This window comes from Flagellimonas sp., from assembly GCF_965222555.1.
Taxonomy (GTDB): Bacteria; Bacteroidota; Bacteroidia; order Flavobacteriales; family Flavobacteriaceae; genus Flagellimonas.
On sequence record NZ_CBDCUG010000004.1, the window covers coordinates 689,590 to 715,775 of the forward strand.

Genomic DNA, 26,186 nt, shown 5'->3' on the forward strand with positions numbered 1-26,186 from the left:
GATGATAAAATCAAAATATTATATATTGATTCTTTTAATGGCCTTTATGGGTTCATGCTCATCAGATAGCGTAGAAACACCAGACCCAAAAGCCACCGAAAAACCAAAGGAACCAGAAGAACCCGAAACTCCAGAAGAGGATATATGGAACATCAACCGTACCGACCAATATGCATTGAACGTAGTTTTCTTTAATCCAACCGATTATTCAGTGGATGATACATTGTTAGAAGATGTTGGTGATATGATGCTCTATGTTCAACAATGGTTTGAACTTCAAATGGAACTCAATGGTCATGGAAAAAAGACCTTTGGATTAGTGACCAATCAGCATGGTAAAGCTCGAATTCATTTGGTACAGGGTAAATTGGCTTCCACTTCATACCAAGGACATAACGAAATTGTCAATGAAATTGATCAGTATTTTGCCGCCAATCAGGGAGCAAAACAGGGAACCCATACTTTTGTTCTAGGCTTTTTGGACAGTGGTGTACCTTTTTATGGAATAAATAAAATGGCCTTTGCCAACACAGACGATTTTAAACTTCAATCAACTGGAAAATCCATTGGCAACTTTCAACTAATGAACTGTAATCGTTTGGGAGGTATAATGCACGAACTGGGACATGGACTTAATTTACCTCATTGTGCGCATAAAGGTTCAGACCTCCCTAAAGTCTCTTTAATGTCTTTTGGGAACCATACGTATCAAAACAATGGGTCTGACCGTGTTTTTCTTACCGCTTCCAGTGCTGCCATTCTTAATGTATGTGAAGCATTTAACACAAAAGACAATTCATATTATACCATGGACGTTGAAGCCGAATTTTTGGGTTATACTGTGGAAAAAAATGAAAGTAATAGCTCATTGATAGTGCAAGGCACCGTTACTGCACCAATAACATTAAACCACATTTACGTTGGCCACGATGGTTTTCCTGCAGGAGGCGGGGACAATTATGATGATATCACCTTTACCACTGCTTTGACCCCCTCAGCAAATGCCAATGAATATGAATTTAATATAGAGATTCCTTACAGTGATCTTTTCAATGAATATAAGGACGAGGCCAAAAATAATATGCAGCTGACCTTCAATGTTGTTGCTGAAAATGGAAATCGACAAAAGATTGGAGGATATGCTTATACCATTGACTTGGCAACAAAAATTCCCAATGACGATGTTATTGTTTCATACACTCCTTTTGTTCTGAGCGATAGAAGTAATTGGACCATATCTGCCAACACAACAAGCCCCAATCCAGCTCGTGTTGCCTCCACTATGTTAGATGGTGACCTTTCATCCTATTGGCATTCCAATTATCCGTACAACATAAGCAACGATGGCCAGCATGAAATTACAGTCAATCTGGGAGAAGAAAAGAATTTTAGCGGGGTCTATTTCTATTCAGACAGGGCAGGCACAAACTATAGACCAAAAAACATAATTATCCAAACCAGCGATGATGGCGCAAGTTTCACAACGGTGAAAGAGTTTGCAATTGCCAATGTCACTTCTGAAGCAAAATTATATTTGGATAGTAGTATAAGTTCACAATATTTAAGAATTTTGATAGATCAGGTGTATGTTTCCTCTGGAACTGAGGAAAATCTTATCTTCAACGAAATAGATATCATTACAGAATAATATTATTCCCTTTTGAAATATGAAAAAACCAATCCTTACGAACTCCGCAAAATTCATTGAAGCAACTAAATTTTTCTTGGTTGCCGCCCTTTTTGGATTGATGCTTGGCTCTTGTAAAAATAAAACAGAGGTAGCAACGGTCACTTCAGAAAAACCTAATATCATCTATATTCTTGCAGATGATCTTGGTTATGGTGAATTGGGCGTATATGGACAGGAAAAGATTGAAACTCCCAATATTGACGCTTTGGCGCAAAATGGAATGCTGTTTACCCAACACTATACCGGGGCGCCGGTTTGTGCACCTGCGAGGTATATGTTGATGACAGGTAAACATGCCGGTCATGCTTATATCAGGGGGAATGATGAATGGAGGGAAAGAGGAAATGTTTGGGACTACAAAGCAGCGGTTTTGGATTCAACCTTGGAAGGGCAAAGACCTATTCCTTCATCAACCGTATTGTTCCCGCAATTATTGAAAAAACAAGGTTACGCCACGGGAATGGTTGGTAAATGGGGCCTTGGAGCACCACATACCGATGCCATACCAACAAAAATGGGCTTTGACTTTTTCTATGGATACAATTGTCAGCGACAAGCGCATACGTATTACCCCGTTCATTTGTACCGAAACGAGAATAGGGTTCACCTTAACAATGACACCATTCCTCCAAGCAAAAAATTACCAGAAGGAGCCGACCCGAATGATCCGGCCAGTTACAAGGAATATAATTTGAACGATTATACCCCGGACCTCATGTTTGATGAAATGCTGGGTTTCATCTCTGAAAACAAAGAAAACCCCTTCTTTTTCTACTGGGCCTCACCTATACCCCACAACCCAATTCAAGCTCCAAAAAGATGGGTGGATCATTATGTAGAAAAATTTGGCGAGGAAGAGCCTTATTTGGGAGGAGCCGGTTATTATCCCCATCAAAATCCAAAGGCTGGATACGCTGCCATGATTTCATATTTGGATGAAAATGTGGGCAAACTTGTGGATTATTTAAAGGAAAACGGGCTTTATGAAAACACCATCATCATGTTCACTTCGGACAATGGGGTAACTTTTTCTGGTGGAACCGATGGAGAGTTTTTTAACAGCTCAGGAATTTTTGGTGAGGAATATGGAAGAGGCAAGGGTTTTGTATATGAAGGTGGAATCAGGGTGCCTATGATCGCCTCCTGGCCCAATCGTATAAAACCGGGTAGTAGAACCAATCACATTTCCGCACATTATGATGTAATGGCGACATTGTTGGACTTGAACAACATGGAAAACCCAGAACAAACTGATGGCATCAGTTTTTTACCCACCCTTTTGGGAGAAGAAAACCAGGAGCAACATGATTTTCTATTTTGGGAATATCCGGAGTACGGGGGACAAGTTGCGATACGTATGGGTGATTGGAAACTGATCAGACAAAACCTCAAGAATCCAAAGAAAGATCCAACCGTGGAACTGTACAATCTTAGTACTGATCCAGAAGAATTGAACAACGTTGCACAAGAGCATCCTGAAATTATTGAAAAAGCGGTCAATATTTTTATGGAGGAACACAACAACGCCGAGGTGGAAAGATTCAGGATTCCACTGGTTGAAAATGGGCTATTATCGGATGTACAAGATTAACATAGACAATGGTTAATCTGATGTTGAGGCAATAACCGTTAATTTATCACTGTTTCTAGCTACCAGAATTGCCTTTGAACCTGATTTTCCCAATTTAATGGAGCTCATTTTCTTTACATCTCCGTTTAGGAATATCCCGCTCTGCTTAAAAGGAACAGTGACTAAATTGGATTTCGAATCCATTTGCATCAGCATTCCAATGCTCGCGTCATTTCTGGGTGTTTCTACCTCAGATTGGTACAAATTACCGGCCACTAGAACATCTTTGGTTCCATTTTGGTCAAAATCATCAACGCAAATGTCATTGATTGAGGATACTTGAACTTCGTTGGGCAACGTATTTAGGTCAAAGCTACCACCTCCTTTATTCTCCAAATACACGGAACCAAATATATTCGCTTTTAGATGTAGCGCTTTTTCCAATTTTTCCTCTCCATAGACTTGAACAAGATTGGCAGAGCCAAAGCTGGCGTATGTTGGAAATTTCTTCTTTATAAATGGCATTTGCTGGGACGAGCACTCCCTTCCCCGAAGGGGAAACAAACTCCCTTGGTTATAATACCCCAACACAATGTCATTGGTCCCGTTTTCATCAAAATCATTGGAATAAACTTCAAAAGGCTCATTTTCTGAAGCTTTGTACTTATAGTTCAATCCAAGATTGCCCACGATATAATCCATATCGCCATCTTCATCCAAATCCATCTCTTCAACACTGTTCCACCATCCATATGCGTTGGGCAATATGGAATCATCTTTGGTCAAATTCCCTCCTGAGTTCTTAAAAAAAGTGATTTTCATCCACTCCCCTACCACAATCAAATCTTTTGAGCCATCACCATTAAAATCTGTCCAAATGGCGTCGGTAACCATGCCCATTTGTAAAAATCCCGGTCCTTTTTCGGAAGTTACATCCTTGAACTTCCCTCCTACATTCTCCCACAAATAGCTTGATTGGGCATGTGGATACTTTTGCGGAAGCATTCTGCTCCCAACAAATAGGTCCAAATCACCATCGGCATCAAAATCAAAAGGCCTAACACAACTTCCACTTATGTTGCTTTTTGGCAATCTGTGAAGCTCTTTTTTAAACTTGCCTTCGGTATTAATGTATAAACGGTCCTGATATCTAGGGTGGTTAGGGTTCCATTCATTTCCCCCGCTTACCACATACAAGTCCAGATCTTGATCGTTATCGACATCAAAAAACACAGCATCAATATCCTCATATCCCTTATCCTTTTGCCATACAGCACTGTTTGAAGCTCTAAAACCGCCATCTTCACTTTGCAGATATAAGGTGGCCGAATGATCCTTAGCTCCTCCTACAAAAAAATCTTCCAATCCGTCATTGTTTATGTCCCCAACGGCCAATGCTGGCCCAAATTGAGACATTTTGTGGGGCAATAAACTTTCTTTTGCAAAATCGTCGTAATCATTCTCTTGATGCACATGATCAATCCCCAACTGCTTTGTCATATCAAAAAATATTGGGGATTCCTCTTTTCCAAGAGTAGTTTCCAGAGATTTGGCATTGTTATAATCCAAAGTAATTCTTTGATTGGCCTGCACATCACTCAATATTTGTTGTTTTCCATCTGGCCAGGTAACGGTTATTTCATCAACTTTTTCATTTGTAGATAAACCCAAATGTACCAGTGGTTCCATTGAGGATTGATATCCTCGGGTCATATAATTATCAACGAGTTGGTGAACTTCTTTTGTTTTTGCTCCAACGCGAGTACCTATGCCCAGAGGATTGTCTGTACTTCCCCTGAACTGAAATTGAATGTAATTTTTATCAGAATTGTTTTTTAAAACCGTAGCCTTTTCATCAATGTTATTTATGATGATGTCCAAATCTCCATCTGCATCCAAATCTGCATAGGCAGCACCATTGGAAAAAGTAGATTCAGAAATTCCCCAATCTTTTGAACTTTTAGTGAAGGTTAAATCGCCATTGTTTTTGAAAAAATAGTTTAGTGTTTTTCTTTGCGGCGTTTCTTTGACCAATTCTTCGACCACTTGGGATATTTTTTCTCCATTCCTTTTTGCTTCTTCCAGTCGTTTCAACTTATGGTTTCTGAAATCATTGTTCCTGAAATCTCTTTTGAGTCCATTGGTAATCAATAGATCCTTGAGTCCATCATTATCAAAATCGGCAAAAAGAGGTCCCCAACTCCAATCGGTATTGGATACTCCCGCCAATTGGGCTATATCTCCAAAAGTGCCATTACCATTGTTCATTTGCAGGGCATTGAACATATACTGATAATGGAATCCATGGGTAACGGCATGTCCAAATGCTTTAGGGTTCATACCGCTCATACTGGTCTTGATTCCAAAATTATCTTCGGCCACCATATCCAGGGTCATAATATCCAAGAGTCCATCATTATTGAAATCGGCGATATCCGTTCCCATAGAAAAGTTGGATATATGTGGAATTGATGACTTTAACTGTTCAGAAAAAGTGCCATCACCATTATTGTAATACAGGTAATCTTGCTCCACATAGTCGTTGGCCACATAAATATCTGGCCAACCATCTTGGTTAAGATCACCTATGGATACTCCAAGTCCAAATCCCAATGAATTGTTTATTATCCCTGCATTTTTTGAAACATCAACAAATGTATTGCCATCATTTCTGTACAACCTGTCTCCAACCCACTCATTTTCTTGGGTCTTAAATTCCTCTGGATTATTGGTGTTAACAGGGGCAACATTGTGATTTAACAAAAACATGTCCAAATCTCCATCTTTGTCGTAATCAAGGAAAGAGGCCTGGGTGCTATATCCTGGAAAATTCAATCCATATTGGGCAGCAGCCTCGGTAAACGTGCTATTTTTATTGTTGATGAAAAGCTCATTTTCCCTGTTCTCGGCTTTTCCTTTTCCCGATTTACACACATAAATATCCAGCCAGCCATCGGAATTGATATCAACCATGGTCACACCGGTAGTCCAACCAAAAGAGCCTTTTACATGAGCAGTTTCTGTAATATCCTCAAACTTAAAATCTCCTTTGTTTTTGTACAGTTTATTGCTTTTAAGGTTGGATGTGAAATAAATATCAGGTAACCCATCGTTGTCAATATCACCAACCGCTACTCCGCCACCATTATAAAAATACTCGTAGACCATGCTATTCATGGCACTGCTCTCCGGTATTTCGTTAATGAAATTAATTCCCGTTTGAAACGAAGGAACATTGGTGAAAAGCGTTGACCCTATAGCATCTTTCTTTTTGATTTTGGAACTGGGCTTTTCATGACAAGAAATAGCCAACAGGCCACTCATGAGCCCATAAAATGCAATAAATTTGAAGTTCCTAGTCATGAAAGGTCTCTTTTATTCAAAAACAACAATTGTTTTAGCGTTTAACGCAGAGGTTAGGGTAATTTCCTTAAAACCAATTTCATTGGCCAAGCCTGTAGCGTCAATTTTTGAAATGGAATCGAATGAAATTTCCTCACCATTAACCTTAGCTGTGGCATAGCTATTGTCCAAATCCAATACCCTGATTTTCCAGGTTCTTTTGTCCAATTTATTTTTAAACTCACCTTGCGCTTTTCCAATTTCCACTATCAGCTCGCCATTTTGTCCGTTACGTTGTTGGATTATGGTCTTGGCATATTCCCCGTTTTGATATGCAATGGACTGCGCATCATCTTCATAGAATGTTGTTTTCCCATTTTGTCCAGGATACACCTCAAGCCACAGTATCTCTTCTTGTTCCCCTGGTATAATCCAATTGCGTTCTTTCCCATAGCAAAGCAATCCTCCTTCTGGAACGAACAACGGTAATTTATCAGGATCACTTGTATCGTATTTCAATACCTGTCCCCCTTGTATTTTTTCTTTGGACCAGTAATCAAACCAATTTGAATCTGAAGGTAAATAAATTTCATGGGTACCCAATGCATGGTATACGGGTGCAACCAGAATTGATGAACCAAACATGTACTGGTAAGGCCATTGATTTTTATTACATTCATCATCATTGGGATATTGCAATAACAAGGGCCTGCTCATTGGCATCCCTTCCAAATAGTTTTCATATCCGAGCGAATAAATGTAAGGTAAGAGTCGGTACCTTAATTTTCTGTGGCGTCTGATACTTTTCTCTGCGGTATATTCTCCTTCTTTTGCCAATCTTTCGGCATTCTCCTGTGTTGGACTCTTGACCTGATCTCGTTCAATTACAATTCGTTCTTTCCATTGGTTTATGTCTGAACTAATGGCCCATGGTTTCAGGTTGTGAGATCGGGATACGCCCAGAAAATCCACAAATTGGTTCATTCTTGCCTGAATCAAAGGTGTTTTGCCATACACATCCCATGTAAGGTATGATATTCCTTTCATTGAGCCATGGGTGTTGGTGATACCATTTATTTGCCATTTCATTTCGGACCAGGTGAAATCCGAATCACCCACCCACCTAAACGGGTATCGTCTTTGGCCAATCATTGCGTTAACAGGAATTTGTGTCAGTCCATCATCCCACGGGTTGGTTTCCTGCATTCTTCTACAACCTAAAAACATTACTCTATTGTCTTTGCCAATATACTCTTGGGTACCATTCCATATCTCGGCATCCGTAATGTTGTTTCTACGTGTATCCTGCCATGTACCGGCAATTCCCATATCCAACTCCTTTTTATAATTTTCCCACCAGGTCTTTTCATCGAATAACACTTCCGTCCAGCCATGGTTTACCCTATTTTGGTGATCTGGTGCATTATGGTGTATGAGCATCAAGTCAAAATCACTCGCTTTTAAAGAATCTATCATCTGTTTTGGCGATAAGGGACTGGTATAATTTTCAGACCATTCCATACTACTCCCCCAGGTTATTTCCTTGCCTCCAACACAGGCATCCCCCCATCCAAAATCCAGAATAAGGTTGTCACATGGGATATCCCTATCCCTAAATTCTTCAGCGACTTTCATGAAATCCTTTTGATTTCCTGTGCAACTTAAATGTTGGGTCTGAAAAAAGCCATAAGCTTTTTTGGGGAGTAAAGGTTCTGGCCCCACTAAATCATTGAATTGTTTAAAAAGACTCGGGTAATCAGGACCGTAAATGAAATAGTTATCCAGCAACAGACCTTCCTCTAAAAAGGTATCTGTGTAACTCTTGGTTTTCTTATTATAGAACCAATGGGTATATCTACTATTAAGATTGGTTTCGTTAAATGCACTGGCATTGTCAAAACGGGTGTATCCATCTTTGAACATCCCATAAATAGTTCCATCCGAAGGATATATCTTTTTTTCGTCAATATCAAAAATAGTCCAATCCAAAGATTGTTTGTCGACCACCAATTTAATTGCCTCAGTTTGAATCTGATAACTTTCCTGATTTTCTTCAAAACTGCATTCCACCTTTTCCCATGGTTCCAAGTGGCCTATTAAAAAAGGAAGTTCATATTTATCCGGAAATTTCACACTATCCAAAGCGGAGGTACGAAAACGGAACATTGTAGGTGAATAAAAGGATACCTCTATGGAATCTGAAAGATATACCTTGGTAGCATACCCATCATATTGAACGTTTTCTGCCGATTTTTTTTGCTGACAACTCCAAAAAAAGATGGCGCACAAGGAAATTGCGATGCTTTTGTGCAAGATATGAAGTATACTTTGCTTCATGATTTATTTGTAAATATTCGAAAGAAAAATACCCAAAGAAGAAACATTATCAGCTTTGGGTATTTAGAACTAAAAAAACTCAAACTAACTTAAACTATCTCGTCATCTTGGATTATTACCATCCTGGATTCTGATTGAGATTTTCATTGATGTTCAACTCTTGTAAAGGAATAGGGAACACAATATGCTTTTCTTGGAAATTATCTGCAAAAGGCTTGTTATGTGCCTCTAGAGTGGCTTTGATAGACTCTGTAGCAGTACTTCCTTTTTGCCATCTGTACAAATCGAACCAACGAATTCCGTATTCCATGGCCAATTCAACAGGTCTTTCGTGGTGGCGTATTTGTGTTCTGAGTTCATCTTTAGACAAAGCACCTAAAGGAGCTGCTCCACCTCTTTCGCGAACCTTGTTAACCTCAGCAATAGCTTCTGTGGTCTTATTGTTCTCATTAAGGGCTTCAGCATACATCAACAACACATCAGCAAATCGAATTACAGTAATATTTGTACCGTTATAGAAATTGGTGTCTTCGTTGAAGGAATACTTTTTGAAATACTTAGGATGGTTCAATGCATCTGCCACATCACTATAAGGTCGCACTGCATCATCCGCCCTGCTATACATTTCAGAATTGGGGTCGTCAAAGAAAATGCTTTCATATACCCTTTCACTTATGTTTCCTCCTCCATCAAGGTCGGTCTTCATTTCATCTACCAACCATTGAGAAGGGTAGAACAATTCCCAGCCACCAAATTCATATGGAGAAACCTGGAAATTAAGTACCTGCCGTTCGTCATTATCGTTAGATCGATCTCCAGTGAACTGGATTTCAAATACGCTTTCAGGGCCATTCTCAGCGCTACCATTAAAGTTATCAGCAAAATTCGGCAATAGTGCATAGTCCATTGCAACAACCTCCGCTAATTTGGTTTCTGCTTCTGCCCATTTTTCCTGAAACAAATACACCTTGCCCAACAATGCTTTTGCAGAACCTATAGTAGCTCTTCCTTTCCATTCTCCTGTATGACTCGCGACCATATTGGCCTCGGCTTCCTGAAGGTCAGTTTCTATTTGTGCCCAAACTTCAGCTGATGATGCCTGGCTTGGAAATAGTTTTTCTGGATCCGTCTCAAAAGTTGTCACTAACGGAACATTCTCAAAACCAGTTACCAACCAGAAATAGTAAAACGCTCTTAAAAACTTGGCCTCAGCAACAATAACATTTTTATCAGCCTCAGAAACAGCCTCAATTAATGGTACATTTTGTATTACCTGATTCGCTCTTCCTATCCCCGCATAGCTAGCTCTCCATATATTAAATGGTCCACTGTCCTCAGTAGTGTTGTTAAAGCTTGCAACCGATCTACCATAAATCTCGGCAGTATTGTTAGTAACATCATCCCCTCGATATGCCAATGCCGTATACATTTCTTCAAAAAAGGCCCACTTGCTTCCACTAGAACTATGCATTGCTGCATAGGTTCCCGTTAAGGCCTGTAAAGCATGTTGCTCTGTTTGCCAAAAACTAGCCTCTGTCAAAGTTTCTTTATTGGGAACATCAACAAAATCATCGCTACAGGAGTAGGTAAATGCTAGAACTAATCCTATCAATATTAAATATCTATATTTTTTCATTGTTTGTCTTATTAAAATTAAACACGTGCATTACAAGGAAATATTAACACCAAGTACAAAAGATCTGGTTAAAGGATAATAGCCTCTATCCACACCTCTTGTAAAAGTACCTCCGTTTCCTAGTCCTGGGTCAAAACCTGAATAATCTGTAAAAGTCAATAGATTATTGGCCGTAAAATACAGTCTGGCACTATTGATAAAAGTCTTATCAACTATGGATTCTGGTAAGGTATAACCAATCTGTAGGTTCTTCAATCGAAGATAATCCCCATCTTCCAAAAAGTAACTCGAGGGACGGATATTGTTATTGGGATCCCCAAACACATTACGTGGAACATTACTTCCTGAGTTACTTTCGGACCAAGCGTTCAACAAATCAGAAGACATATTGTTGCGGTCTGTTCGGTACAACCACATTTTAACCCCATTGTAAATTTTATTACCAGATACTCCCTGGAAAAACAAGCTTAGGTCAAAATTCTTATACTGGGCATTAAACGTAAGTCCGTACTCCAGTTTGGGCAGGCCGCTGCCAAAGTATTTTTTGTCGTCATCTCCTAAAGATCCATCTCCATTTACGTCTACAAACCTTAAATCTCCCGGAGCTGCATCCGGTTGTACTCCATGGGCATCAATCTCAGCTTGATTCTGAAAAATACCATCTGCTTCAAACAAATAAAATCGGCCAATCTCACCACCAACCTCAGTACGTGTGGTTGGGAAGTTGTTAAACTCTATAAATCCATCGGTAAAAGCCTCATCGGCAATACCCAATTTTGTAATCTCGTTTTTAGATCCACTAAAATTGGCTGTAATGTCAAAATTGAAATCTCCTTCATTTTTGAAGTAAGATGCAGATACTTCCCAACCTTTATTTTCCAAATTACCTCCGTTCGTCAAAGGAAAAATGGTAATACCAGAACTTGCAGGAATAGGTACATTCACCAACATTCCATCGGTTTCTGAAGTAAAGTAATCAAAGGTCAGTTTAAATCTGTTGTCCAGAAAGCCCAAATCCACACCAAAGTTGGTTGTCGTGGTTTCTTCCCATTGAATATCTGGTGTAGGCAGCGATGTACTAAGAGCTCCTACCAACACACCTTGGCTTACTCCTTCTCCAAACGGATAGTTCAATCTTTGACCACCAGAACCAATCCTTGTCAAGAAAAGATGATCTCCAATAAGCTGATTTCCTAAAATCCCATAACTGAATCTTGGTTTTAGCTGACTTATCACTTCTGAATTAAAGAAGTCTTCATTATGAACTGCCCAACCCAAGGATACAGAATAAAAAGTTCCGTATTTATTATCAGGTCCAAAACGTGATGATCCATCACGACGGATACTGGATTGCAGGTAATATTTATTCGCAAAATTATAGTTTAAACGCCCGAACAACGATTGTAGAGTACTGGTTGAATTGAACCCTGTTATGGACTGATCACCTATTCCAGCAGACAATGCGTCCAATTGATCAGATGATAACTCATTGTTTTCACCTTGAATAGATCTAAAATGGCTTTCTTCCCGTGATGCACCCAATAAGACTCCTAAATCATGATCTCCAAATTGTTTTTGATAATTCAACATATTATTCAATGTCCACTCGTTGGTCCGTGATCTACGTTCAAACAAAGAAGGTCTATCGTTGTTGGATTGAGGACCAAAGTCATAAAGTGGCACAAATACGGCGCGGTGAACATTTTCTACATTACCACCATATTGAAATTGGTAACTTAAACCATCAAACAATTGAAGCTCCGCGGATAGTGTAAACTGTAAATAGTCGTCTTGATTATTATTATCGATTATAGATCGTAGTCCCACTGGATTTTCAGATCCCAACTCGGATGGAGGGGTAGCAAAACCATTTGTGGCATTAGCATCAAAAATGGCTTTATGAGGCAATTGTGTGTATACGCTTAAAAGTGGTGAAAAACCAGCATTTCCACCTCCAAGGGTTTCAGAAAAATTTTCTCGGTTCTTTCTTGTGAATCCAATACCTGGTGAAAGTTTTAGACGGTCATTGAACAGTTTAAAGTCCATGTTCAATCGTGTGTTGATACGATTGTAATCTGTTTTTATAATGGTTCCGGTGTTGGAATAATATCCCCCAGAAAAATTATAGTTCATTTGCTCCGTACCTCCAGAGACACTTATATCATGTTTTTGTTCAAAACCACTTTTTAAATAAGCGTCTGCCCAATCACTATCCGCATATTGTGTTCCGTTGGTCAAATAAGGCGCCGGGGTCTCACCAGCATTTGCATAGGCCTCCAATCTTATTTGGTTATGCTGATCTCTGTTGGCCACATCTAAATCATTGGTGATAGAGTGTGCACTTATAAAGGAATTAACTGTTACTTTTGGTTCTCCAGACCTACCTCTCTTGGTAGTTACAATTACAACACCGTTGGATGCCCTGGAACCATAAATGGTTGCCGCAGAAGCATCTTTTAAAATACTGATATTTTCAATATCCGCAGGGTTTACGTAGGACAAATCACCAGGAATACCATCAATAACAAATAGTGGGTTATTGTTTCCAATAGTTCCCAAACCTCTAATTCGGATAACCGGGTCACTACCGGGCACCCCACTGGCAATAGCAATATTGAGACCTGCAACTTGTCCTTGCATGGCAGTAGCAATATCCGCCGTTGGTATTTTTTGGATTTCTTCTACATCAACAGAAGTAATTGCAGCGGTCAACTCTTCCTTGCGCTGAGTACCATACCCAACAAGCACTACCTCTGCAAGGCTTTCGGCATCTTCTTGCAAAGAAATTCTAATATTGGTTTGTCCGGCAACTGAAATTTCCCTTGTGGAAAATCCAATATAGGAAACTACCAGTACCGCATTTTCATCAGCTATATTGATGGCGAAATTCCCGTCAAAATCGGTTTGGGTTCCATTTGTGGTTCCTTTTTCCAAAACATTGGCGCCGGGCAAGGGAGCTCCATCGGCATCAACAACAGTTCCACTAACGGTTTGCTGTACTTCAATTTTTGGTGTACTCGGTCTTTTCTCCAACAGAATGGATCCATTATCCGAGAACTTAAAATCAAAATTTCCAAAGGAAAGGCTTTTTTGAAGCAGATCGTTTGCTCTTATCTTTCCTTTTTTCACCGCTACTTTGGGAGCATCGACAAACAAATCGGACCTGTAGATAAAAGTGTGGTCGGTTTGTTGGCGTATAAGTTCAAAAACTTGTTCTACGGTAATGAGATCATCAGCATCAATTTTAATCTTAGTTTTTTGAGAGAAACCTGTTTTTGGGCCAAAACCAAAAGCCACCATACAGAATAAGAAAATAAATGCCCTCATAATTGCAATAGAAATCTTTTTCCTACAATATATAGGAGTTCTGCTAAATTTAGTTTTCATAAATTTGTGCGTTAGTTAGTTAATATTTAATTGATTAATTAATGGTACTTGGGAATGGAGGTTTAAATTGTCCAAGTCTAAATTCCATTCCCTTTTTTTATTTTGTTTTTACTTCATAAGCACTGCTTTTCCGTTTATTTTATATGTTGTTTCATTCGTATTCTCAATAATTGACAGTATTTCCTCTATGCTTTGTTTTTTGCTGAAAACCCCGTTGAATGTCACATCTTGGATTCGGTCATTCTCAAAAAACACATCAACGTCATACCATCTGGATAGCACGGTCATAATATCTTTTAAAGGCATATTCTGAAAACTGAAGAAGCCACTTTTCCATGAAACTTCGTTGTAAATATTCACCTTGAGTGTTTCTATCTCGTTGGTCAGCTTGTTAAGCTTGGATTGATGCCCAATGGCTAAGTTTGTTTTAGAGCTATTGTTGTTAACGGATACTTTGCCTTCCACCAAGGTGGTGGAGATAACATCCTCTTCCTTATATGCCTTAACATTAAATTCGGTTCCCAAGACCTCAACTTCTTGATTTTGTGTGGTGACGATAAAATTTACACCGTTATTTTCACTACTGGGGGAAACATCAAAATAGGCTTCACCATACAAAAGTTCCACCCTTCGTGAAGTATTTGCACTGAACGAAACCGGATATTTCAATTTAGAATCCGAATTCAGCCAAACTTTGGTACCATCCGACAGCTCAATAAAAAATTGTCCACCCCGTGGAATAGTAAGATAGTTATAGGCCACTTCAGTGTTTTCCTGTTCGGATTTATTCTGATACACCAACTGCTCTCCATTACTTTTTATATGTCCTGTTTCATAAGATTCTCCTTTTTTCAGGAAAACATTAGACCCATCTTCCAAAGTCAAAGTCGCTTTGTCACTTCCAATTTCAATGGTCTCAGTTTTTTCCGTAACTACCGGAAGGTTTGTATTCTGCTCCGGTGCTCCATTCAAAATATAATAGGTCAGAGATCCAGCAATGAGAATAGCAATAGCCGCAGCATACTTCCAAAGTACCTTGTTCTTTTTCTTAGAATCGATGCTTCGCAAAACGGTCTCCCATCCTTCTTCAAGATCAACGGATTCTTTTTCGCCATCATACTTTTCCTTTACCAATTCGAAATAGGCCCTGTGGTCTTCAGATTCTGAATACCACTCATTGAACACCTCCGTTTCCGCCTTGGTAAGCGTATTGTTTATCTTTTTTAGAATAAGTTTAAATTCCATTATTGCATATCAGTTTAGGGGCGCAATCATTATATAGACAATTGTAGAATTAAAATGGGTGACAAAAAATGCAGAAAAAAAATAAAATTTTGATAGGATTCATAAAATTTACCCTGTTTTATTGACTCCCCGCTCCTTATTTTCTGGAATATCTATGAAATCTATAATCTTTATTACAACAGTTTAGCAGCGTTTTTCTTGAAGTCTTCACCTCAGTTCTTTTGTAGAATGCCCACTTTTTAAGAATAAAAAAGGACAAAATAGGTAGATACGAGCATGATAACTGAAACAATCAACTGCCCAATTTTGATTTTGGCTCTTTTTAATTGGGTTTTTACTGTATTCACCGAAATACCCAGCTCATCTGCAATCTCTGAGTATCTATAATTACTCACAAATCGCAATTTCACTATGGTCTGCATTTTTGAAGGCAAGGCATCCACAATTTCTATCACACGGGCATAAATTGCTTTTTTATCTGAAGTGGAAAAAGCATCAAGGTTGTACTCTTCTGAAACCACTGCATGTAGTTCCAGTAGGTTGACTTCATCCGTAATTTTAATGGATTTTAAGAAATTCAAACATCTATTTCTAACCATGGCATACATATAACCTTTCAGAGAGGTCTGAATAGTTATAGTATCGCTTTTTTCCCATAAGTAAATAAAAACCTCCTGAACTATATCTTCACTAGGACTCTTATCAAAAAGATACCCATGGGCATATTGTACCAAGTCCTCATAAAAATCATCGAAAAGCTTTTTATAAACAAACCTGTTTTGATTTTGTATTTCTTCTAAAATTGAGATAGAATCCAATTTAGTTTGGCTTAGCTGTATGGCTATACAAAAGTAGTAACTATGATATTATCAAAACAACCCAAAAAAAACTAATATTTTCGCATTTTTTAGGATAATTCTTACCTAATTATTTAAAAATTCACTTTTTGTTGTAAATTGGCAGCGTCCAAAGATATGGCAGCAAAACACCCTTTGTTGCTTTTCACATTATTTACTTTTAAAAAAAGAACTGTTTCAAAAACAAACATGACCTGTTTATTTTAGACAATAAATCTCTGCAAATTATGTGCAACAAAATCATTTTGGTATCACTTTGTATTTTAAGTTTAAGCATTGGATGTGATAACAAAAAAAACAAAGCAAAACCCTCAAACAAATTCATAATCGAGTATCTTGAATATTCTACGGATATTTTAAATTATGGAGGCGTTCCCAAAACCAAGGCAGATCGTGACATGCTAATGTTTTCTGACCAAGGAGCTTGGTTTGCCTATAGTTTGCATGATTCCATCAACTCCAGTATTGGTTTTTCAGGTCCATTTTTAATGACCCAGGAGAATGGCATATGGTCCAGTTCTAGCTTGACTGAATTAGAACTGCTAAATACCAAGAACAACGAAATTTTCAAATGGGAAAATCACCCAAAGCATAGAAATTATTCAAGCCACCTGGACCAGATATACGAAAATGAACACCTAAAAGTGCAACAACAGCTTGTCTATATGACTGGTCATACAGCATTGCAAAAGACTACGATCACCAACCTGACATCTGAGGAAATTTCTATATCCCCAAAAATGAAGGGAGATCTATTCCAATCAGGAATCCGAGTTTCCAAAAAAGGAAATATTATCACACTTTCTTCATCAAAAAGTCCAGCGGTCGGCTATATACAATTCTCTAACACTAATATTCTTGAAATTGCTACGGATAGTACCTCGTATACTGTAAAAGCCGGTTCCTTGATTTTGTCTTCCGGTGAATCAACCTCATTGCTAATTTCCCAAACCTTCATTTTTCCCGAGTATTCTTGGGAGGAGGAAAAACAGAAAATTGACAAAATTGATTTCGATTCGATTTTACAAGCCCGTCAATTAGAAAAGGAAAATGAATTAAAAGCCTTGATTCAAAAAAGAAGGTCCAATTTTACCGATGAAGTTTACTCCCAGGTTCTGGCCAAATCCCATCTTACTTTACAAAACAACTGGCGCATTCCCGCGGGTGAATTAAAACACCAAGGACTTTTTCCAAGTTATCATTATGAATGGTTTCACGGGTTTTGGTCATGGGATTCATGGAAACATGCTGTAGGATTATCCCATTACAACCCTGAACTGGCCAAAGACCAGATAAGGGCCATGTTCGATTTTCAAAAGGACAATGGATTTATTGTGGACTGTGTTTACCGAGATACTACCATAGAAGCCCATAATTTTAGAGATACCAAACCTCCACTTGCTGCTTGGGCAGTAGCAAAAATCATGGAAAAAGATACTTCGGCAGATTTTGTCAGGGAAATGTACCCCAAGTTGAAAAAATACCATGACTGGTGGTATGCTGAACGAGATCATGATCAAGACGGGTTATGTGAATATGGTTCCACTGATGGAACACTCATTGCCGCCAAATGGGAAAGCGGAATGGACAATGCCATACGTTTTGATGATTCCAAAATAGTAAAGAATTCCGAAGGAGCATATTCTCTGGACCAAGAGAGTGTTGACCTAAATGCCTACCTTTTTGCTGAAAAAATGTATATGGCCGATTTAGCAGAAAAATTGGGTGAAAAAGAGGATGCAGCCATGTTTAGAAAAGATGCTGAAATCTTAAAAAAGCGTATACAAGATCAATTTTATGATTCAGAGGATGGATGGTTTTATGACACCAATCTAGACGGCTCAGTTTTCATTAAGGGTGCGGGTAGTGAAGGGTGGACAGCGCTTTGGGCAACGGCAGCCACGGAAGAACAGGCCCAAAGGGTAAAAGAAAAAATGATGGACCTTGAAAAATTCTTTACCACGGTACCCTTTCAGACCATGTCCAAAGATCATCCTAAATTTAACCCAGCCAATGGATATTGGCGGGGTCCCAATTGGCTAGACCAAGCATATTTTGGTGTAAAGGGATTGCGCAATTATGGTTTTAATGAAGAAGCGGACAGAGCAACCGTACAAATCTTAAAAGGAGCAGAAGGCCTCTTGGATAAAGGGAAATCAATACGTGAAAATTACCACCCAATTACAGGTAAGGGGCTATATGCCAAAAATTTTAGCTGGAGCGCAGCACATATCATTATGTTATTAATGGAAGAATAAAAATGCAGTACAACACTATAAAGATAACCACTGAACAAGCGGAGCAAATTGCCTTGGATTTGTTTTCTATAAACGGAAAAGCAAAACCCCTTCCTGGTGAACTTGATTTTAATTTTAGGATTAAGGATGGGGGTGACAAAAGCTATATCCTAAAAATTTCGCGTCCGGATGAGGATGAGGATTACTTGGATTACCAACAGCAGTTATTGCTCCACATAGAAAAAAAAGGAAAGGATATAGTTTCACCTTTGGTAATCAAAGACAAAAACGGACATGCGATTTCCAATTTTAAGGATGATTCAGGAAATCTTCGAATGGTTCGTTTACTTACATGGGTCTCAGGCAGGGTCTGGAGCAGTGTAAATCCACAATTGGACACACTACGTTTTTCCTTAGGGGAACAATGTGGAAAAATCACCCAAATACTAAAGGATTTTGACCATCCCAATGCCCATCGGGATTTTGAATGGGATATTGTACAATCCCTTTGGACCAAAGAGCACCTACATTTATTTAAGGGTGAGGAAAAGGAAATCATTGCTTTTTTTCAATCTGGATTTGAAAAGGATGCTTCTACGTACACTGACCTTCGAAAAAGTGTGGTACATAATGATGCCAATGATAATAATGTAATTGTATCTCCAGATTTGGTCCAACCAAAAACAAGTGCGATCATTGATTACGGAGATGCGGTATACACTCAGGTCATAAATGACCTTGCCGTTGCCTGTGCATATGCCATAATGCACCATAATGACCCTCTTGAAGCGGCACTGCCTCTGATAAAAGGATACCACTCAACCTTTCCTTTGGAAGAAGCGGAGTTGGAACATTTGTACAATGCCATTGCAATGCGATTGGTTATCTCAGTCACCAAATCTGCTATAAATCGGGTCAAGGAACCTGACAATGAATATTTATTGATCAGTGAAAAACCTGCTTGGGAAGTTTTAAAAAAATGGTATGCTATAAATTCTGGTTTTGCGAAATACAGTTTTAGGTCGACCTGTGGATTTGAAGCACATCCCAATACTAAAAAATTTGAAGATTGGGCTTCTACCCAAAACTTTGAACTTTCTGACTTGTTTCCAACGGTCGGTAAAAATGAAGTCCATCATTTAGATTTAAGTGTATCCAGTAAATGGATAGGGCATGAAAAGGAATTCAATGACCTGGATTTGTTCCAATTTAAAATTGATAGACTTCAAAAAGAAAAACCAAACCAGATTCTAGCTGGAGGGTACCTGGAACCTCGGCCGCTTTACACGTCTACTGAATATGATAAAATAGGGAACAGTGGCAGGGAAAGTCGAACCATTCATTTAGGGGTCGATTTTTGGTTGCCAGCACAAACTCCTGTACATGCCATATTGGATGGCGAAGTAATTATTGCTGTAAATGATGAAGGTGATAAGGAATATGGCGGATTGGTTATCCTAAAACATCAAGCGGAGAATTTTAGTTTTTATACACTTTATGGACATCTTACTCCTGGTAGTGCTACCAGTAAAAAAAGAGGGGAAATCATAAAAAAAGGAGGATGTATTGGACATTTGGGTAACTATCCTGAAAACGGGAACTGGGCACCACATCTCCATTTTCAAGTGATGTTGTCTTTGTTGGGTCATACTATCGATTTTCCTGGTGTTGCCTATTTTAAACAATTGGACGTCTGGAGGAGCCTTTGCCCCGATCCAAACCTGTTGTTCAAGGTTGAAGGACTAGAAAATTCAAACAGAACTACAAATGAGGATTTGATTTCCTATCGGAAAAAGTATTTGGGTAAAAGTCTGAGCCTACAATACAAAATCCCAATACGAATGGTTCGTGGAGCTGGCCAATATCTAATGGATCAGTATGGTCAAAAGTATTTGGATACCGTCAATAACGTGGCCCATGTAGGTCATGAAAATTATGCAGTGGTCAAAGCTGGGAAAGAACAAATGGCACTTCTCAATACCAATTCACGCTACCTACATGAAAACATAAACGAGCTGGCCAAAGAATTGCTGGAGACTTTACCTCCAGAACTTAGTGTGCTCCACTTCGTGAATTCAGGAAGTGAGGCCAATGAATTGGCCGTACGTATGGTAAAAGCGGTTACCGGTGAACGCGATATTATTGCCTCAGAAGTAGGATATCATGGGAACTCAAACATGTGCATTGATATAAGCTCCTATAAATTTGATGGTAAAGGAGGCCAAGGAGCTCCTGAACATACCCATATCTTTCCCCTGCCAGACACTTTTAGGGGAAAATACCGGGACGAAAATGCAGGTTCAAAATATACTGAGGAAGTACAATATCAGATTGATTCCATCCATAAAAAAGGAAGGGGTGTTGGTGCATTTATCATAGAACCCATTATTAGTTGCGGAGGCCAAATAGAGCTTCCAAAAGGCTTTTTATCGCAAGCATATGCTACTATCAGAGCTGCGGGCGGGCTATGTATTTCTGATGAAGTACAGGTAGGATGCGGTCGTATGGGAAAAACTTTCTGGGGATTCCAGCTTTATGATGTAATTCCTGATATTGTTACTATTGGTAAACCTTTGGGCAACGGACACCCATTGGCCGCTGTTGCCTGTACACAAGAAGTTGCGGAGAAATTTGCCAACGGAATGGAATATTTCAACACTTTTGGAGGCAATCCCGTATCCTGTGCTATTGGAACTGCGGTTCTAAGAACAGTGAAGCGAGACAAGCTTCAGGAAAATGCCCTTGAAGTAGGTGAGTTCTTGAAATCCGAACTACAACTATTATCGGCAGAATTCCCAATTATCGGTGATGTGCGGGGCCAAGGTCTCTTTCTGGGCTTTGAATTGGTGGATGGAAAAATGAATCCGTTGGGCGACCATGCAGATTATTTGGCCAACCGTATGAAAGACCATGGTATTTTGATGAGCACTGATGGTCCAGATTATAATGTACTCAAAATCAAACCTCCCATTGTCTTTACCAAAGAAAATGCCAAAGAACTGATTTTCTATCTAGGAAAAATTTTGGCTGAAGACTATATGAAATCCTATTGAATTCAAGACATCTAAAAGTACCATGAAACTAAAAATAACTTTTGTTTTAATCCCCTTTTTCATTCTTAGCTGTAAAAAAGAGCCTTTACCGACAGTATCGGAACAGACCTATCACTACAATCATGAAATTTTTGAGGAAAACAAATTACCTCCAAGAGCTACATTCTTTGCTTCTGAATCTCCTTCAATTCAAAAGAAAGAATCATCTCAAAGATTTATGGACTTGAATGGGGATTGGAAATTTCATTTTGTAAAAGACCCCAAGCAGCGGCCCACAACGTTTCAAAATGTGAATTTTGATGATAGCAAATGGGAAACTATTCCAGTGCCGGCCAATTGGGAAGTGCAAGGGTACGATTATCCCATCTATTTGGATGAACGATATCCGTTTGACACCAAATGGCCAGATGCACCCGCCGATTATAACCCAGTAGGAACGTATAGAAAAGAAATAGTTTTAGATAAAGAATTTCTATCGGAGGATGTTATTCTTCATTTTGCCGGGGCTAAATCCGCCATGTACGTTTATGTAAACGGTGTTTATGTGGGTTATTCCCAAGGCAGTAAAACTCCTGCCGAGTTCAATATCTCCTCGTTTCTTCAGCCTGGAAAAAATCTGCTAGCCTTGCAAATGTTCCGATGGAGTGATGCCAGCTACCTAGAAAGTCAGGACATGTTGCGTATGAGCGGCATTGAAAGGGACGTATATCTCTATTTAAGACCCAAAGTGTTTGTTTCGGATTATTATACGTACACCAATTTGGACAACAATTATACCGATGGTGTTTTCAAGGGGACCATAGTCCTTAATAACGATTCAGATACAAGCTCCTCCGGAAATATTACATTGGAACTTCTTGATGATCAAAATTCAGTTTTCAAAGAAACCTCTCCATTTGAAGTTCCATCAGGACAAACCACTGAAGTCAACCTAGAGCATATAATAAAGGGAGTCAAACAATGGTCGGCGGAAATTCCAAATTTGTATACCCTTCAAATTAAGTTGGAAGATTCCCAGAATCCAAAAAACAACCAATACATAAAAAATCATGTTGGTTTTAAGAGTGTGGAGATAAAAAACAGTCAGGTGCTCATCAACGGAAAACCAATTTATATAAGAGGTGTTGATCGCCATGAAACAGACCCATTCACTGGTCATGTGGTTTCAAGGGAATCCATGGAAAAGGATATCAAACTCATGAAACAAAACAACATCAACGCGGTACGAAGTTCCCACTACCCCAACGACCCTTATTGGCTGGATTTATGCGACAAATATGGTTTGTATGTGGTTGATGAGGCCAATATTGAAAGTCACCCCCTGGCCATAGATGAAAAAACACAGATTGGAAATGAGATGAGCTGGCTACCTGCCCATATGGCTCGAACACAACGAATGTATTACAGGGACAGAAACCATCCATCTATCTATTCCTGGTCTTTGGGTAACGAAGCCGGTGAAGGAGAAGTTTTTAGAACCACCTACAAGTGGTTAAAGCAACAAGACGATAATCGTATTGTGCAATACGAACCTGCAGGAAAGGAAGATTACACAGACCTTTATTGTCCTATGTACCCCAAACCCGAATATTTAATCAATCATGGAAAATCAGATTCTGACAAACCTTCCATTATGATTGAATATGCCCACGCAATGGGAAATTCTGTTGGGAATTTGCAAGACTATTGGGATATCATTGAAACTTACCCCAACCTTCAAGGTGGTTTTATTTGGGACTGGGTAGATCAAAGTTTGGAGTATAAGGATGAAAATGGAAAACCTTATTTGGCCTATGGCCATGACTATCATGCTGATTTACCAACTGATGGTAATTTTTTAAACAATGGTCTAGTAGACCCGTATCGAAATCCCCACCCGCATTTGTTTGAAGTTAAAAAGGTGTACGAGCCTGCCCAGTTTAGTTATTTGGGCAATGGAACTATCAAAATTGAGAACAAAAACTTCTTTACTGATTTTTCAGATAAAGAGATTCGAATAAAACTATTGGTCAATGGAGAAGTTAAGCATGAAGAGGCCAATATTTCTGTTGATGTACAACCCCAACAATCCCAAACAATTGCACTGAATGGGATACCTGATTTATTTATTCCGGAAGATGAATTTATTTTGGAGGTAGGATTGTTTCAAAAGGAAGCCACACCTATAATCCCAAATGGCCACGAAGTGGCATGGGACCAATTTGTATTGAATAAAGGAGTATTTGCACACTCATCCACATCGGGTAATATGTTGAAAATTACACCTAACGAGAAATTTATTGAGATTGCAAACGATAAAACCAGCCTTAAAATCAACAAGGAGTCCGGTGAAATTACTTCATGGGCCTTTGAAGGAAAAAGGATAACCGATTATCCAATTAAACCCAACTTTTGGCGCCCACCTACCGACAACGATTTAGGAAATGGAATGGACAAATGGGCAAAAGTTTGGCAGGATGCCACTTATAATTATACGGCCGTTTTAGTCGCTGAGCCTAAGGCAACCACAAATGGAGTTGCCTTCAAGACACAGTACTCACTTCCCAATGATGAAGCTGATGTAAAAGTGAACTATGAAATTACCTCAGATGGGGCACTTAAGGTTGATTTTGGTATTGCTCCAAAAAAGGAGGAGCTTTCGAACATCCCAAAATTGGGCATGTATTTGACGCTTCCAAAGGACTTTACTGATACGTCATGGTATGGAAAGGGTCCTGAAGAAAGTTATTGGGACAGAAAAACAGGTATGAAAACTGGATTGTATTCTGGGAAAATTTCAGAACAGTTCCACAGATATTCCCGTCCACAGGAAACTGGAAATAAAACAGACGTCCGATGGATGAAAGTTTCCTCCAAAGACTTAACGTTGGAAGTTACCGGAAGGACATTGCTAAATTCAAGTATCTGGCCCTTTGACATGGCCGAATTGGATTTTAGTAGTGAGGAGGGTGCTATTTCAGCCTCTGGATTGGTTCCAGTAACCAAAAAACATGGTGCGGATATCACATTAGGGGAAACTGTCCAATGGAATATTGATTATTTGCAGATGGGAGTTGGAGGAGATACTTCCTGGGGAAGATTGGTACATGAAGAATATACCATAGCTCCAAAAAAATACAAGTATTCATTTGTCATAAGCCCATTAAAAAGGTAGCCACGATTCTAAATATTAAATGCAGAAGTATGCTTAATTTCTTTAAGCACGAAAGAACTATTGAGCTCACCAATATTCTCCAGTTTCGAAAGTTTGTATTTTACAAAATCGTGATAAGCTTCCAAGCTTTCGGTGTTTACTTTTAATACAAAGTCAACTTTTCCCGCCATATGGAAGCATTCTTGTACTTCCTCAAGACTTCGAATCTGTTCTTCAAACTTCTCAATGAAAGAAGATTCATGGAACCGCATAGCAATCTGACAGAATGCCGTTACAGGAAGCCCTATACGCTTTTTATTCAACAAGGCTACATACTTTCTTATATACCCGAGTTTTTCCAATCTCTTGATGCGTTCATAAACAGGTGATACTGTGAGATTTAAATTTGCAGCAATTTCTTTAGCGGTCTTTTTTGAGTTTTCTTGTAGAATTCTAAGGATAGTAATGTCAGTCCCGTCAAGTTTTTCCATATCGTTATCAATAAACTTTACTGTTTTTAAACGTTAAAATAACATTTATTAAGTAATAAAAATGGTTTTTACACAAATTTCAATAAAAATAATGTATTTTAATCAATATCTCAATTATTTAATCTGTTTAATATAAATTTGGTAGTAACAAACGCTATAATATACTAACAAGTTACATGAGTCATTCTATTTTGATAACTGGGGCTAATGGGCAACTAGGTACGGTTTTGACCCAAGCACTTCAATTGAAGTATGGATTGGAAAATGTAATCGCATCCGATTTACATCCCTCGAAATCTTATGAGGGTATATTTGAGGTCTTGGATGTGACAAATGTTGAGCGTCTTGAGCAGGTTATCCTCCAATATGAGGTCAAACAGATTTACCATTTGGCAGCTATCCTATCAGCAAATGGGGAAAAGAATCCCTTAAGAACTTGGGAAGTAAACATGAAGGCATTGCTCAATGTTTTGGAAGCTTCCAGGATTAATCATGTCGACAAGGTTTTTTACCCAAGCTCCATTGCAGTTTTTGGTGAAAGCGCCCCCCAAACAAATACTCCCAATGACTCTTTGCTAGATCCCGTGACGTCTTATGGTCTAAGCAAGGCAGCTGGAGAGAATTGGGGGAAATATTATTTTCATAAATACGGACTTGATGTGAGATCTTTACGATATCCAGGGATAATTGGACACCAATCCAACCCTGGTGGTGGCACTACCGATTATGCAGTGGAAATATTCCATAAGGCTGTTAAACAACAACCGTTCACATGTTTTTTGGATGAAGAAACCACACTCCCCATGATTTTTATGGACGATGCCGTGAGAGCTACCCTGGAACTCATGGAGGCCCCGAGGGAAAATATCAAGATAAGGACATCATATAATATTGCCGGAATAAGTTTTTCTCCGGCACAGGTTGTGGATTCCATTAGAGAAAAATACCCTGAATTCAAAGTTGAATATGCTCCCGATTATAGACAGGACATTGCATCTAAATGGCCCAAAAGTATATTAGATAAAGAAGCTCACCGTGACTGGAGCTGGAAACCGCGATATAGTCTTTCTAAAATTACAAAGACTATGATTGATAAACTGGAAAACAAATATGCCATGTACAACTAAAACTGTTTTTCTCTGCTAGTAAAATAGCAAAACCAACTAACTCAAAAAACCACTTAACGGAAAGGCAGCCGTTAAAAATTA

General features: G+C 38.9%; 13 protein-coding genes. 6 read left to right on the forward strand and 7 right to left on the reverse strand.

From position 1 onward, the window contains the following. Position 1: 1 nt before the first annotated feature. Entirely contained in the window at positions 2-1,648 is a 1,647-nt protein-coding gene (locus tag ACOQO1_RS07530; protein ID WP_420602252.1) for a discoidin domain-containing protein, read from the forward strand. Positions 1,649-1,667: 19 nt separating this feature from the next. After that, positions 1,668-3,281, forward strand: a complete 1,614-nt coding sequence (locus ACOQO1_RS07535) for an arylsulfatase (RefSeq protein WP_420602253.1) — start codon at positions 1,668-1,670, stop codon at positions 3,279-3,281. Positions 3,282-3,293: 12 nt separating this feature from the next. On the opposite strand, the gene ACOQO1_RS07540 is transcribed toward ACOQO1_RS07535, so the two are convergent. The 6 genes from ACOQO1_RS07540 to ACOQO1_RS07565 form a co-directional block, all read right to left on the reverse strand. Then, entirely contained in the window at positions 3,294-6,623 is a 3,330-nt protein-coding gene (locus tag ACOQO1_RS07540) for a VCBS repeat-containing protein (RefSeq protein ID WP_420602254.1), read from the reverse strand. Positions 6,624-6,635: 12 nt separating this feature from the next. Continuing rightward, positions 6,636-8,939 (reverse strand): TIM-barrel domain-containing protein, encoded by a 2,304-nt coding sequence (locus ACOQO1_RS07545; RefSeq protein ID WP_420602255.1) that lies wholly within the window; start codon positions 8,937-8,939, stop codon positions 6,636-6,638. Positions 8,940-9,054: 115 nt separating this feature from the next. Beyond that, complete coding sequence (locus ACOQO1_RS07550) at positions 9,055-10,575, reverse strand: RagB/SusD family nutrient uptake outer membrane protein (RefSeq protein ID WP_420602256.1); 1,521 nt, start codon at positions 10,573-10,575, stop codon at positions 9,055-9,057. 30 nt (positions 10,576-10,605) lie between these two features. Continuing rightward, complete coding sequence (locus tag ACOQO1_RS07555; RefSeq protein ID WP_420602257.1) at positions 10,606-13,962, reverse strand: SusC/RagA family TonB-linked outer membrane protein; 3,357 nt, start codon at positions 13,960-13,962, stop codon at positions 10,606-10,608. A 108-nt stretch (positions 13,963-14,070) separates the two neighbouring features. Beyond that, positions 14,071-15,207 (reverse strand): FecR family protein, encoded by a 1,137-nt coding sequence (locus ACOQO1_RS07560; protein ID WP_420602258.1) that lies wholly within the window; start codon positions 15,205-15,207, stop codon positions 14,071-14,073. Between the two features lie 239 nt (positions 15,208-15,446). Beyond that, positions 15,447-16,025 carry an RNA polymerase sigma factor gene (locus ACOQO1_RS07565; RefSeq protein WP_420602259.1) on the reverse strand — a complete coding sequence of 193 codons (579 nt, stop codon included), beginning with the start codon at positions 16,023-16,025 and terminating at the stop codon, positions 15,447-15,449. 266 nt (positions 16,026-16,291) lie between these two features. Between ACOQO1_RS07565 and ACOQO1_RS07570 the strand changes: the two genes are divergently transcribed. From ACOQO1_RS07570 to ACOQO1_RS07580, 3 genes are read left to right on the forward strand one after another with little or no spacing between them, the layout of a single operon-like run. Next, the gene (locus ACOQO1_RS07570) at positions 16,292-18,322 is read left to right on the forward strand and encodes an MGH1-like glycoside hydrolase domain-containing protein (protein WP_420602260.1); all 2,031 of its coding nucleotides are present in this window, start codon (positions 16,292-16,294) and stop codon (positions 18,320-18,322) included. Between the two features lie 2 nt (positions 18,323-18,324). Beyond that, on the forward strand, positions 18,325-21,354 hold the full coding sequence (locus ACOQO1_RS07575) for an aminotransferase class III-fold pyridoxal phosphate-dependent enzyme (RefSeq protein WP_420602261.1): 3,030 nt from the start codon (positions 18,325-18,327) through the stop codon (positions 21,352-21,354). A 22-nt stretch (positions 21,355-21,376) separates the two neighbouring features. Beyond that, positions 21,377-24,508 carry a glycoside hydrolase family 2 TIM barrel-domain containing protein gene (locus tag ACOQO1_RS07580; protein WP_420602262.1) on the forward strand — a complete coding sequence of 1,044 codons (3,132 nt, stop codon included), beginning with the start codon at positions 21,377-21,379 and terminating at the stop codon, positions 24,506-24,508. An 8-nt stretch (positions 24,509-24,516) separates the two neighbouring features. Here the strand turns inward: ACOQO1_RS07580 and ACOQO1_RS07585 are convergent, their stop codons facing one another. Beyond that, positions 24,517-24,978 carry an Lrp/AsnC family transcriptional regulator gene (locus tag ACOQO1_RS07585; protein ID WP_420602263.1) on the reverse strand — a complete coding sequence of 154 codons (462 nt, stop codon included), beginning with the start codon at positions 24,976-24,978 and terminating at the stop codon, positions 24,517-24,519. A 176-nt stretch (positions 24,979-25,154) separates the two neighbouring features. On the opposite strand from ACOQO1_RS07585, the gene ACOQO1_RS07590 reads away from it, so the two are divergent. Continuing rightward, a complete protein-coding gene (locus tag ACOQO1_RS07590; protein ID WP_420602264.1) occupies positions 25,155-26,105 on the forward strand; it encodes an NAD-dependent epimerase/dehydratase family protein in 951 nt (316 codons plus the stop codon). Positions 26,106-26,186: the final 81 nt, after the last annotated feature.